The following is a 12,328-nucleotide window of genomic DNA, read 5'->3' on the forward strand; positions in this document are numbered from 1 at the left end:
TGCAAGCGGGCGCAACATAGAAGCGCGCCTTGCCAAGTCAATCGCAGTGAGGGAGGAAAACGCCGGCGAGCGGCTGGGATCGCGAGACTGTGATCGAGGGCGGCCGCATCACGCGGCCAACAAGGTCACCAAGGCGCTATTTCTGCTTCAGCCGGCGCGAGAAACGCAGCCACTTGTCCTCGACCGGCCTTGGGGCCGGCAATGGCTGCGCAAGGATGGTGGTGAGTTCGACAGGCAGGGTCGGAACAAGCGGCTTCTTGGTGGCGACGCCGTCGGCGATCGCGACGATGCTGTGATAGAATTCGCTGCCGGTCATCGATCGCGGCGCCACCGCCTCGTGCATGACGCTGATCACCGTGACATCGGGGCAGTTGTCCTTGATGGCCTGGTGGAAGGCAATTTTGCCATCGGGGTCGAGCGCGCCGGTCGCTTCGTCGAGGAACAGCAGCCCAGGCTGCTGCAGCACGATGCGGGCCACAACCAGCTTCTGTTTCTGGCCGCCCGACAGGACCTGGTCCCAGCTTTTGCCTTCGCGGCTTTCGTCGGCCATGTGCTCGATAAAGTCGCCAAGGCCGGCCTTGTGCAGCGCCGACGCGACCTGCGCGTCGCCATGGTCGTGCTCGGAGCCCGGCAGGCAGACCAGCTGTTTCAGCGACACCTGCTGCAGCTTGACCTCCTGGGCGGCATAGAAGCTCTTCACGCCTTCGGGGAAAACGATGGTGCCGCGGCCATAGGGCCACAGGCCGTTGATCGCCTTGATCAGCGAGGTCTTGCCGCAACCGGACTCGCCCTTCAGGAAGGTCCATTCGCCGCGCCGGAAGCGCAAATTGGCGGCGCTGAGGAACGGCGTGGCGTCCTCGCCCTGATGCGCCAGTTCGAGCTTCTGGATGGTCAGGCCGAAAACCGGGTTCTGGCTGACATACTGGAAGTCGGAACGGCCGGTCTGGCTGTAGAATTCCTGCGGATGCTGGACATTCTCGATCGCATTGGCCAGTTCGGTGACACGCTGGCTGTTGGCGCGCAGCGTGGCGATGGCGGGCATGACGTGGATGAACCACGAACACTGGCCGATCAACGAATTGACCAGCTCGGAGCCGGTTATGTAGCCCTTGAGGTCGAGACCGTTGTGGATGAACGGCACCAGGCCCGGCCCGTAGGCGACAATGCGGGCGCCGATGAAATTGTAGATCAGTTCGAACGACATGTAGACGGTGTTGACGATGTTCAGCCGCGACCAGGTGCCGTCGATGTCGACATAGAGCCGGCCATGCATGGTCTTTTGCACGCCTTCGCCCTGAGACGCCGCGACATGGAAGCTGCGGCGCAGGAAGGTCGTCAGCTCGCCGCGATAGCTGCCTTCGGCCTGCTGCATCTTGACGTTCAGGCGCTCGAGCAAGCTGCCGAGCTTGACCGCGATCCAGGTGTTCAGCGGCACATAGGTGGCGACGGCGAGGAAGGCGAGGATGGCGCTGCCATAGCTGCCGAGGAACTCCAGCCCCTTCACCTCGACGGAGTTTTCGAGCAGCTTCTGGCCGACGAAATAGAGCGAGGTGGCGACGCCCAGCACGCCCATGGCGAGCCCGATGGCGCCGCCGGTCATGTCCTTGATGGATTCCTGGACGCGCTGGTCGATGTTGTCGGGGGCGAGCGCGCCGTTGCCGGTCGATGTGTGCTGGGCATGGAAATGCGTATGATTGCCATCCAGCAGCGCTTCATTGAAGCGGCTGTCCAGCCAGCCGCGCCATTTGCGGTGCAATGTCGCCGAGACAAGGTTGCGGATGCCGGTGAAGCCGGCGTCCTTGAGCACGACCAGCAGCACGAGGATGCCGGCATTGACCAGCAGCGAGCGAAGCGGCGTGGTGTTGGCGGCGTCATGGAAGAAGGCAATCGAGTTGACCAGTTCGCCGGAGGCTTCGGCGAACCAGACACCGGCCTTGCTGGACAGCGCCGTGAGCAGCGCGATGACCAGCGTCAGCGTCCAGGCTTCCTTCCAGCGGTCCGAGAACCAGTAGGCCCGCATCAGGCCCCAGAAGCTGCGCATCGACGATACCGGCGTCAGAAGCGATCGCCCTGCGGCATCGCGCGGTGTTTTTTCCGGTACTGACTCTTGCGATGGTCTACCGACCCGAATCACGATCCCGCCCAAACCTTTTTTCTTTTGTTACGGATGGTAACACCAATTGATCATTTTCCATTAATTTTAAAGCTGGCCAAACTGATTACCCCCGCAGCCGTTGCCATGAGGCAACAGATCGCCGGCCTGGAACCCCGTCGGATCGGGCGAAAAAATCAGAATATCGCCATTGATTTCAAATTGTTGGCGATCGCGTATCAATTTTCTTGGAAGCTTCCCTTAGGGAAGGTTTTCACACGGTTTTGTGAACTCAAAATCGTACGGACCGATTGATTTTCTCACCGAGGACCGAGTTGAACAGCTGAAAATGTTGCGTCCGTGATCCTCCGGATTGCCTTGCGGGAGGCACAGAAGTGAGCGGAAATCGTCTGTGCGACGCCAAAGAATCCAGGCGAGCAGGGTTGCTGCAGGCCAAGGTGACGGTGAAGTAGCTCTTGTCGGGAAGGAGCGGGTGGCCGGCCTCAGCCGGTCTTTTCCAGTTCGCCGCGCGCCTTGGCAGCCGCCACCTGACGAATGGCATCAGCCAGCGCATCGGCATCCTGCGCGCCCATGACCGCGTATTTGCCCTCGAGCAGGAAGCACGGCACGCCTGAAATGCCCATACGCGACGCGGTGGCGATCTCGGTGCGAACCGCCTCGACATCGGCATCGGTCGGCAAAAGCGTTTCAACGACGGACGCGTCCATGCCGGCCTCGCGGGCGGCTTCGATCAGCACGGCATGGTCGCCGATGTTGGCGCCTTCCTCGAAATTCAGCTGGAACAGCCGGCGCACAAGCCTGTTCTGCACGGCTTCGCCGGCCGCACCCGCCCAGCGGATCAGACGGTGCGCATCCAGCGTGTTCGGCGCCACCTTGATGGCGTCGAAGGCGAAGGAGATACCTTCCGCTTCGCCCAGCGGCTCGATGCGGGTATGAAACTCGCGAATGCGCTCGTCGCTGCCGAACTTGGCCAGCATGTAGTCGTGGCGATCCTTGCCTTGCGGCGGAATGGTCGGATCGAGCTGGAACGGCCGCCAGCGGATATGCACCTCGGTGCCCTCGACGGCTGATATCGCCTTGTCGAGCCGCTTCTGGCCGATGAAGCACCACGGACAGACGACGTCGGACACCACATCGACGGTGATGGCGTTCAGCTCGCTCATCTCGATCTCCTGAATCCTCAATTCGGCTTGCGCCACCAGCTTGGCAGTTGATACCCAAATATGGGCGTCTTTTGCGGATGTTCCAGGTAGTTCCAGTAGGCAATCCATTGCTGCGTGTTGTGCTGCATCGGCACCATGTAGTTGCCGGAGATCAGCAGTCGGTCGAGAACGCGAACGGCGGCAACATAATCCTCCTTCGAGCGGGCGCGCAGCATCGCCTCGATTGCCGCGTCCACCGCCGGATCGGCGACGCCGGCGAGATTGAACGAGCCTTCCGTCCTGGCCGCCGCCGAACTCCAACGCCCGGTCTGTTCGATGCCGGGCGACAGCGAATTGTTGAAGCCGCTTGAACCGACCAGAACCTCGAAATCGAAGCGCTGCTTGCGCGACTGGATCTGATCGCCGTCGAGGCTGCGAATGGTGAGATCGATGCCGATCTTCTCCAGCGTGCGCTGGTAGATGCCGGCAAGGCGCTCCTCGTCCTGCGAGGCGGTCAGAATCTCGAAACCGAAAGGTTTGCCGTCGGGATCGAGCATTGTTCCATTCTGCACGTGATAGCCGACACTTTTCAGCAGGTCGAAAGCTGCCTTCAGCACGCGGCGGTCCTGGCCGGATCCGTCAGTCACCGGCGGCCGGTAGGTGCCGTCCATGACATCGGCCGGCACGCGACCGGGGTAGGGCGCCAGAAGTGCTTTCTCTCTGTCATCGGCCGGATGGCCGATCGCGGAAAGCTCGGAATTCTGCCAGTAACTCATCGTGCGCGTGTATTTGCCGCCGAACAGGTTCTTGTTGGCCCATTCGAAGTCGTAGAGCATGCCGAGCGCGCGCCGCACGACCGGGTTGGCGAATTTCGGCAGCCGCGTGTTGAACAGGAAACCGGTCACCACGGGCGGAATGCCGGTGTTGAAGGTTTCGGCGATCACGTCGCCCTTGTGGAAGGCCGGAAAATCGAGATCGCGCTCGCGCTTCACCGGATCGCCGTCGTCGTCGATGGCGCAAAGGCCTTTCTTGAACGCTTCGAGCTTGGCGTTGGCGTTGAGGAAATACTCGATGGTGATCTGGTCGTAATTGTCGAAACCGCGTTTGGCGGGGACGTCCTTGCCCCAGTAATCCGGGTTGCGCTTGAACACGATGCGCTGGCCGGGCTGTACCTGCGCGATCGTATATGGGCCGCTGCCGATCACCGGCTTGAGCGTCGTCCTGTCGAAAGTCTGTTTGTCGAAGGCGTGCTTCGGGATGATCGGGGTCATCGCGATGATCAGCGGGAATTCGCGATCGGCCTTTTCGTTGAAGGTGAACCGCACGCTGCGGTCGCCGGTCTTTTCGAGCTTGGCGACCCTGGCCATGCGGTCGCTGTAAGGCGGGCGGCCTTTCTCGGTGTAGACGTCGTAGCTGAACAGCACGTCCTCGGGCGTCACCGGTTGGCCATCCGACCATTTGGCCTTCGGGCTGAGATGGAATTCGATGCTCTTGCGCTCCGGGTCCATGTCGGCGCTGTCGGCCAGCAGCCCGTAGAGCGTAAAAGCCTCGTCGGCGTTGCGCTGCATCAGCGGCTCGAAGACCAGATTGCCGAAGATCGTGTCCATCATGCCGCGCGCCGTCGTGCGCAGGCTCTTGAGAATGAACGGGTTGAGATTGTCGAAGCTGCCGACGACGCAATAGGTGATCGAGCCACCCTTCGGCGCATCGGGATTGACGTAGTTGAAATGCGTATAGTCGGGTGGCAACACCGGCTCGCCCTGCATGGCGATAGCGTGCTTCGGCTCAGACGCGGCCGGCTGATGCGAAACGGCGAGAAACGATATGGCGGTGATCAGCCAAACAAGAACGCGGCCCATGACCGTCTCCTAAAAAGGTCGGCTTGATGATTCGGTGCGCACCCTAGCATGAGGCAGCCGCGCGCCGGCCAACCAGACGTTCAACAATTGCTAGTAGCGGGCTGGATTCGACACCGCTTGCAGTGTAACACGCCCTCCGAAGTCATTCTGTTGCCTCATTTCGGCAACAGGTAGCTGGACCACACGGCACGAAGAAGCCGGTCCCGGGATCATTTGAGAGGAAGTGCACGACATGACGAGCCTGAACAGCAACGCGTATCGCCTGTCGGTCATGGCCGCTGGCGTGGTCGGCTTTCTCGGCGCAGGACTTCCCGCTGCTTCCGCACAGCAGCAACAGCAGATTCCGCAAGGCTGGTTCAAGGCCTGCACCAAGCAGGAAGACGTCGATATCTGCAATGTCCAGAACATCACCACCGCCGGCAACGGCCAGCTGGTCACCGGCGTCAGCCTGATCGAGCTGAAGGGCAAGGTGAACCGCAAGGTGTTCCAGGTGACGGTCCCGACCGGTCGTCTGGTGCCTCCCGGCATCGGCCTGCAGATCGACACCGGCAAGGCGCAGAAGCTCGACTATGTGATCTGCTTCCCCGATCGTTGCGTGGCGGAAGTGCCGCTGACCGATCAGCTCGTCGCCGCGTTCAAGAAGGGCCAGGCGATCACGCTGACCTCGGTGAATTTCCAGAATCAGCCCAATCCGATCAAGATCGCCCTGCAGGGCTTCAGCGGTGCCTATGACGGCCCGGCGCTGCAGCAGTCGGACATCGAGGACCGGCAGAAGAAGCTTCAGGATTTCGTCGCCAAGAACAACCAGGATTTCGCCAAGAAGCTCAAGGAAGAGCAGGACAAGGCGAAAACCGCCAACTGATCGGCCGATTTTTATCGGACCAATGAAAAAAGCGGGGCATGCCCGGGCATGCCCCGCTTTTTTGCGTCGGTCTTTCAGTAGGTTAATGCCTTGACTGCCGTTTCGGCTGGTAGCCCCCGTCAGGCTTCTTGTCGAACATCTCCTTGATCTGTGGATGCCGGACCGGCTCGCCCGACTGATCCTCCAGCAAATTCTGCTCGGAGACATAGGCGATGTATTCGGTCTCCGAATTCTCGGCGAGCAGATGGTAGAAGGGCTGATCCTTGCGTGGCCGCACGTCGGCGGGGATGGCTTCGTACCATTCGTCGCTGTTGGCGAATTGCGGATCGACGTCGAAAATGATGCCCCTGAATGGAAACAGCCGGTGGCGAACCACCTGTCCGATTGCGAATTTGGCTGTTTTCATCGTACTCACCACTGAATTCCTTGGCTTTATTTGGCGCAGACCGCGCATCAATTCAATCCCGAAGCGTTAAGCGCGCCTCGAAGCTACGCAGGACGCGGCGCAAAAGTTTGCCGCATGCAACGGATGTCTAGAGCGTCGGGCGATTAACATGCAACATAGCTGGCCTCTTTGAGAAAGTTCCAACATTCGGTTGGGCTGAACTGATCACAGATATTGCCGATGGCGCGCCAGAGATCGTCATAGTTTCGCGCTTTGGCTTTGCGCAGCAGTGTCTTGAGCTTGGCGAAGGCCATCTCGATGGGATTGAGGTCTGGGGAGTATCTGGGCAGGAACAGGAACCACGCGCCGCGCTCGGCCAGGGCCTGTGCGGCGCGCGGACTTTTGTGAACGTTGAGATTGTCGAGGATGACGATGTCGCCACGGCTCAGGCTTGGTGCAAGCTGGGTCTCGACATAGGCATCGAAAGCCGCGCCGTCCATGGCTCCTTCGATGATCCAGGGCGACACGAGTTCATGGCAGCGCAATCCGGCGATGAAGGTCTGGGTTTGCCATTTGCCGAAAGGCGCGTCGGCCCGCAGCCTTTCGCCGCGAGGGGCGCGGCCACGCAACGGCGTCATGTTGGTCTTGACGCTGGTTTCGTCGATGAAGACCAGCCGCGCCGGTTGACATCGCATCAGCGGCTGGCGGCGCTCGCGCCAGTCACGCCTGGCTTGCTTCACGTCGGGGCGTTCTTGCTCCGACGCCAGCAGCGCTTTTTTTATAGGTAAGCCCTTCCCGGCACAGAAACTTCGACAGGTTCGAAGGGTCCACCTTCACCCCGTGCTCAGCCTCGAGCCAGGCGCCAAGGTCCGGCATCGTGATGTCCGGTTTGGCATGCACCTTATCCAAAATGACCTGCCGCAACGGCCCCAGCTTGCCAGAGCCGGCCGGGCGGCCCTGCCGCGCCGGCGCCAGTGAACCGGTCGCAGCATACCGCGCTTGCACCCGCACCGCCGTTGACGGAGCCACCTCAAATTGAGCCGCCACCGCTCGCCGCGACTTACCAGCTGCAATGCCCCGCACCATCCGAAGTCGCAAATCAGCCGAAGTTATTTTTCCCATGAAGCACCTCCGTGCCCAAGGGAATCACAGTTCCACCAAAAAGGGAATCACATCGATTCACCCAATTCGCCCGACGCTCTAGGCGCGGTGACGCAAATTGTCGGACCGTCCAGAAGGTCGCTATCAGCGTGCCGGCCTTCTCAGGCCGCTGGCCAGCGCCGCGAATCCGCTGCCGGGACGAAGCCCCTCGCGCATGAAAAAAGCGCGAAGCGGCGCGAAACCACCGAGCACGCCGAGCCCGGCAACGCGGGCAATCTGGGCCGGCAGCATGTCGGAGAGCAGCGACATGTTGAGCAGGTTGACCGCGCTGCTGCGTGCCAGAATGTCGGGCCGGCGCTTGAAATCGTAGGCCGCAAGTGCCTTGACGGCACCTGGATCACTACGATTTTCACAAGCAATTCCAATCAGATCGTCGACATCCCTGATGCCGAGATTGAGGCCTTGTGCGCCGATCGGCGGAAACACATGGGCGGCTTCCCCGACCAGCGCGATCCGGTCTCGCGCAAAACGAAGCGGCGTCACCGCTGAAAGCGGGTAGATCTGCCGGCCCGGCTCGACCGTTACCCGGCCCAGCATCGACTGCATCTGCTGTTCGACCCGCATCGAAAGCGTCGCATCGTCCAATGCGGCGAGTTCGGTCGCGGTCTCGGGCTTCACCACCCAGACCAGGCTCGAGCGATTGCCGGGCAGGGGAACCTGCGTGAACGGACCGGTCTCGGTGTGAAACTCGGTCGAGGTGAAGGCATGGTCGCCGCTGTGGCGGAAATTGAGGACGAGCGCCGCCTGCGGGTAGGCGCGAGCCGAGGTCGAGATGCCGGCCGCCTGGCGCGCCGGCGACAACCGCCCATCGGCGGCGACCGCCAGCGATGCGTCCACCGTGGTGCCGTCGGCCAGGACGGCATGGGCGTGCCCGGCTTCGAGATGCCAGCTTGCCACCATCGTGCGGCGCCATTCGATGCCGGCATGCGCGGCAACGGCGCCGGCGAGTGCCGGACTGAGGACGCTGTTGGGCAGGTTCAGCCCGAATTGGTCCTCGTCGATCTCGCTGGCGCGGAAGGTGACGACCGGACTGCGGATCAGACGGCTGGTCGCGTCGACGATGCGCATCACTTTCAGGGGCGCCGCCTTGGGCTTGACGTCTTCGAGCACGCCCAGCCGCTCAAGCACTTTCAAGGCGGGGTTCATCAGGGCCGTCGTGCGGCCATCGGGGGCAGTGGCCTGCGGCCCGACCAGCGTCACCGGGAAACCTGCGGCGGCAAAACCAAGCGCCGCGATCAGTCCTGCCGGCCCCGTACCAGCAATCAATATCCGCGCGGTTTGCTCATGCTCCAAGATCGGCTTCCGGCTTGCAGTGCGAGGCGGTCCACCCGCCGTTCGATGAGCATATAGGTCAATTCATGCCGCTTGATCAACGCGGCGATTCGGCTCATTCGGATGACATGACCGGCCAGCAAGACAACTTCAGCCATCTCGACCGCGCCGGCCGCGCCATGGCTAGCATCGCGCGAAATCCCCGCGTCACGGTAAACGTCGTTGTCGGCGCCTGTATTCTGCTTGCCTGGCTGTCCCTTGCCGCGATGGCAATCCGCGGCGCCGAAGGCGGGATTGCGGGCGTAACCGCCCCCGGCGACGCAATCCTGCGCAACCTGCCGCAACTGCCGCTGCCGGATTTCCTGGAACGCTTCTTTGCGCTCTGCCTCTCGCCGGTGCCGCTGGACGCAAGCCTCGGCCTGCAGGCCGGTGCGCTCGTTTTGATGTGGTTCCTGATGGCCATCGCGACGATGCTGCCTTCCGCCGCGCCGATGATCCGCACCTACTGCGAAATCGCCGACACGGCACGCATCAAGAGCGAGCCTGTCGTCCATCCGCTGGTGCTGGTCGCCGGTTACCTCGGTGTCTGGCTCGCCGCCTCCGTGATGTTCACGGCGATGACGCTGGCCGCCCATGCATTCGCCTCGTCAGGCGGGATGCTCGATCCGGTCGTCGGCATTGCCGGTGCGCTGGCGCTCCTGACGGCCGGCCTCTATCAGTTCAGCGGCCTGAAGGAAGCCTGCCTGAAGAAATGCAGGAACCCGTTCTCGATCCTGTTTTCGAATTGGAGCGCGAGACCGGTTCGTGTCTTCCAGCTTGGGATCGCCCAAGGCCTGTGGTGCCTCGGCTGCTGCTGGGCATTGATGCTGGTGATGTTCGCCGTCGGCGTCATGAACGTGTTCTGGATGGCGTTGATCGGGCTGTTCACCCTGATCGAAAAACAAACAGCAAGCAGGGTTCCAACCCGGCTGGCCGGTGCGATACTGCTTGTCTGGGCAGCCGCGCTGCTAGTAGTCTCGCTATAGTGGGGGAAATTTCGATGGCAGACCAAAGCTGGGCAATGAAGGGGGAGCTTGTACTCTCCTGCAATTGCACGGTTTTTTGCCCTTGCGTGCTGTCCCTCGGCAGTCATCCGCCGACCGAAGGCTATTGCCAGACCTGGGCCGGGTTTCGCATCGATGCCGGCCATTTCGGCGACGACGACCTCTCCGGCCTCAATCTCGGGCTGGTCATGGAAATCCCCGGCTACATGAGCCGTGGCAACTGGACCGCGGGGCTGTTCATCGACAGCCGCGCCTCGGTCTACGCGGTCAAGGCGTTGACGAAGATCTTCACCGGCAAGGCAGGCGGAACCACATCGCTGCTCTCCATCCTCGTCGGCAAATTCCTCGGCGTCGAGCAGGTGCCGATCACCTATGAGACGCGTGACAAAACGCGTATCTTCCAGATACCGAAGATCATCGACGGAGCGGTGACACCTATCCAAGGCCAGGATCGCGACAAGGATACGGTGATCAGCAATTCGCAATACTGGATCGCGCCCGAGATCATCGTGGCCAGGTCCGACAAGAGCAAGATGCGGGCTTTCGGCCGCAACTGGAATTTCGCCGGTCGGTCGGCCGAAATCTGCAAGCTGGATTGGCGTGGCCCGTGAGCAAGAACACAACGGCCCGAAAAGCCGCCAAAAAGATCACCGACCGGATTCCGCGGCCGAAGAAGAAGGTCACCTGGCCGCAGGCGAGGGCGTTTTCCGTCCATCTCTTGACCGCGTCAGGCTCGTTCCTGGCCTTCCTGTCGCTGGTGGCGGCAAGCGAGGAGCGCTGGACGGCGATGTTCTGGTGGCTCGGGCTGGCATTGTTCGTCGATGGTATCGATGGGCCGATCGCGCGCAAGCTCGAGGTCAAGGAAATCCTGCCGACCTGGTCGGGCGAAATGCTCGACAACATCATCGACTATGTGACCTACGTCCTGATTCCCGCCTTCGCGCTCTACCAGCGCGGCTTCATGGGCGAGGGCCTGTCGTTCCTGTCGGCGGCGATCATCGTCGTCTCCAGCGCCATCTATTATGCCGACACCGGCATGAAGACGAAGGAGAATTTCTTCAAGGGATTTCCAGTGGTCTGGAACATGGTGGTGTTCACGCTGTTCGTCATCGAGCCCGGACAATGGGTTTCGTTCGCGGTGGTGGTGGTGGCCGGCATCCTGACTTTCGTGCCGATCAACTTCATCCATCCGGTGCGGGTGGTGCGGTTGCGGCGCATCAATCTTGCGATGACCCTTTTGTGGTGCGCCTTCGGCGCGCTTGCCCTGGCGCAGGCGGCACTTGCCGCCTTCTACGATCAGATCGGCGTGCTGGGCGAACAGGTCGGCACCTTCACCAAGATCGGCATCACCATAACAGGGCTTTACCTTGCCTGCATCGGTGGCATCATGCAGTTCTTTCCAAATCTCGGTGCCAAAAAGGCCTGATCAGCCACTCCCACAGGAAGCCTAGCCCATGTCCAAAGCGATCCGCATCCACGCCAATGGCGGCCCGGAAGTCCTGACCTATGAGGACGCTGACCCCGGCCAGCCGGGATCGGGGCAGATCTTGGTCCGGCACACGGCGATCGGCCTCAATTTCATCGATGTCTATCATCGCTCGGGCCTTTATCCGCCGCCGGGCGGGTTCCCGCTTGTCCCTGGCAGCGAAGCCGCCGGCGTCGTGCTGGAAGTCGGCCAGGGCGTCGACTGGCTGAAGTCGGGCGACCGCATTGCCTATGCGGTGACGACCGGGGCCTATGCGCAAGAACGCGTCATCGATGCCAGCCGCGTCGTCAAGGTTCCGGATGGCATCAGCGACGAACAGGCTGCCGCGATGATGCTGAAGGGCATGACCGCGGAATATCTGCTGCGCCGGACGTTCAAGGTGAAGGCCGGCGACACGATCCTGTTCCATGCCGCGGCCGGCGGCGTCGGGCTGATCCTCGGCCAATGGGCAAAACACCTCGGCGCGAACGTTATCGGCACCGCCAGCTCGTCCGACAAGATCGAACTCGCCAAGGCGCATGGTTTCGACCATGTCATCAACTACAAGGAACAGGATTTCGTTGCCGGGGTTGCTGCCATCACCGGCGGCCGGAAGTGCGACGTCGTCTACGATTCTGTCGGCAACGACACGTTTCCGGCTTCGCTCGACTGCCTGAGGCCGCTTGGCATGTTCGTCAGCTTCGGCCAGTCCTCGGGACCGATCCCGCCGTTCTCGATGTCGTTGCTGGCACAGAAGGGCTCGTTGTTCGCAACAAGGCCGACGCTGTTCGTCTACAATGCAAAACGCGAGGACCTCGAAGCCTCCGCCGCTGCCCTGTTCGAGGTCGTGCTCAGTGGCGCCGTCAAGATCAAGATCAACCAGCGCTACGCGCTCAAGGACGCCGGCAAGGCGCATTCCGACCTGGAAGGGCGCAGAACGACAGGGACGACCATTCTCATCCCTTAGTCCGTTCTGCCTTGCTATCCCTTGAATTTCCGCTGAAATTCTTGAAGCTCTTTCAAGAC

Annotated in this window: 11 protein-coding genes; 5 read left to right on the forward strand and 6 right to left on the reverse strand. The window is 61.6% G+C overall.

The features are described 5' to 3' along the window. Window positions 1–136 precede the first annotated feature (136 nt). The 3 genes from ACSQ3L_RS19820 to ACSQ3L_RS19830 all read right to left on the reverse strand — a co-directional run bounded on the left by ACSQ3L_RS19820 (window position 137) and on the right by ACSQ3L_RS19830 (window position 5,114). Entirely contained in the window at window positions 137–2,041 is a 1,905-nt protein-coding gene (locus ACSQ3L_RS19820) for an ABC transporter ATP-binding protein/permease (RefSeq protein WP_436161481.1), read from the reverse strand. Window positions 2,042–2,595: 554 nt separating this feature from the next. Beyond that, window positions 2,596–3,276: a DsbA family oxidoreductase gene (locus ACSQ3L_RS19825; protein ID WP_436161482.1), complete on the reverse strand. Its 681-nt coding sequence runs from the start codon at window positions 3,274–3,276 to the stop codon at window positions 2,596–2,598. A 17-nt stretch (window positions 3,277–3,293) separates the two neighbouring features. Beyond that, window positions 3,294–5,114, reverse strand: a complete 1,821-nt coding sequence (locus ACSQ3L_RS19830) for an extracellular solute-binding protein (RefSeq protein ID WP_436161483.1) — start codon at window positions 5,112–5,114, stop codon at window positions 3,294–3,296. A gap of 232 nt (window positions 5,115–5,346) precedes the next feature. Between ACSQ3L_RS19830 and ACSQ3L_RS19835 the strand changes: the two genes are divergently transcribed. After that, a complete protein-coding gene (locus ACSQ3L_RS19835; RefSeq protein ID WP_013531658.1) occupies window positions 5,347–5,976 on the forward strand; it encodes an invasion associated locus B family protein in 630 nt (209 codons plus the stop codon). An 82-nt stretch (window positions 5,977–6,058) separates the two neighbouring features. On the opposite strand, the gene hspQ is transcribed toward ACSQ3L_RS19835, so the two are convergent. The 3 genes from hspQ to ACSQ3L_RS19850 all read right to left on the reverse strand — a co-directional run bounded on the left by hspQ (window position 6,059) and on the right by ACSQ3L_RS19850 (window position 8,815). Then, window positions 6,059–6,382 carry a heat shock protein HspQ gene (hspQ, locus tag ACSQ3L_RS19840; protein ID WP_292188637.1) on the reverse strand — a complete coding sequence of 108 codons (324 nt, stop codon included), beginning with the start codon at window positions 6,380–6,382 and terminating at the stop codon, window positions 6,059–6,061. A gap of 143 nt (window positions 6,383–6,525) precedes the next feature. Then, window positions 6,526–7,483 (reverse strand): IS630 family transposase gene (locus ACSQ3L_RS19845; RefSeq protein WP_436161484.1). Its coding sequence is split into 2 segments (ribosomal slippage): window positions 6,526–7,131 and window positions 7,133–7,483, totalling 957 coding nucleotides; the frame shifts between segments, so codons are not numbered across the junction. Window positions 7,484–7,606: 123 nt separating this feature from the next. Next, window positions 7,607–8,815 (reverse strand): UbiH/UbiF family hydroxylase, encoded by a 1,209-nt coding sequence (locus tag ACSQ3L_RS19850; protein ID WP_436161485.1) that lies wholly within the window; start codon window positions 8,813–8,815, stop codon window positions 7,607–7,609. A gap of 107 nt (window positions 8,816–8,922) precedes the next feature. Here ACSQ3L_RS19850 and ACSQ3L_RS19855 point away from each other — a divergent pair, with 107 nt between their 5' ends. From ACSQ3L_RS19855 to ACSQ3L_RS19870, 4 genes are read left to right on the forward strand one after another with little or no spacing between them, the layout of a single operon-like run. After that, window positions 8,923–9,819, forward strand: coding sequence for a DUF2182 domain-containing protein (locus tag ACSQ3L_RS19855; protein ID WP_436161486.1), 897 nt, complete (start codon window positions 8,923–8,925; stop codon window positions 9,817–9,819). Window positions 9,820–9,833: 14 nt separating this feature from the next. Continuing rightward, window positions 9,834–10,448 (forward strand): DUF1326 domain-containing protein, encoded by a 615-nt coding sequence (locus ACSQ3L_RS19860; protein WP_436161487.1) that lies wholly within the window; start codon window positions 9,834–9,836, stop codon window positions 10,446–10,448. Next, on the forward strand, window positions 10,445–11,263 hold the full coding sequence (gene pcsA, locus ACSQ3L_RS19865) for a phosphatidylcholine synthase (RefSeq protein WP_292335613.1): 819 nt from the start codon (window positions 10,445–10,447) through the stop codon (window positions 11,261–11,263). Before ACSQ3L_RS19860 ends, pcsA begins: the two co-directional genes overlap by 4 nt. A gap of 28 nt (window positions 11,264–11,291) precedes the next feature. After that, window positions 11,292–12,269: a quinone oxidoreductase family protein gene (locus ACSQ3L_RS19870; protein WP_436161488.1), complete on the forward strand. Its 978-nt coding sequence runs from the start codon at window positions 11,292–11,294 to the stop codon at window positions 12,267–12,269. Window positions 12,270–12,328 lie beyond the last annotated feature (59 nt).

Source organism: Mesorhizobium sp. LjRoot246, assembly GCF_964254115.1.
GTDB lineage: Bacteria > Pseudomonadota > Alphaproteobacteria > Rhizobiales > Rhizobiaceae > Mesorhizobium.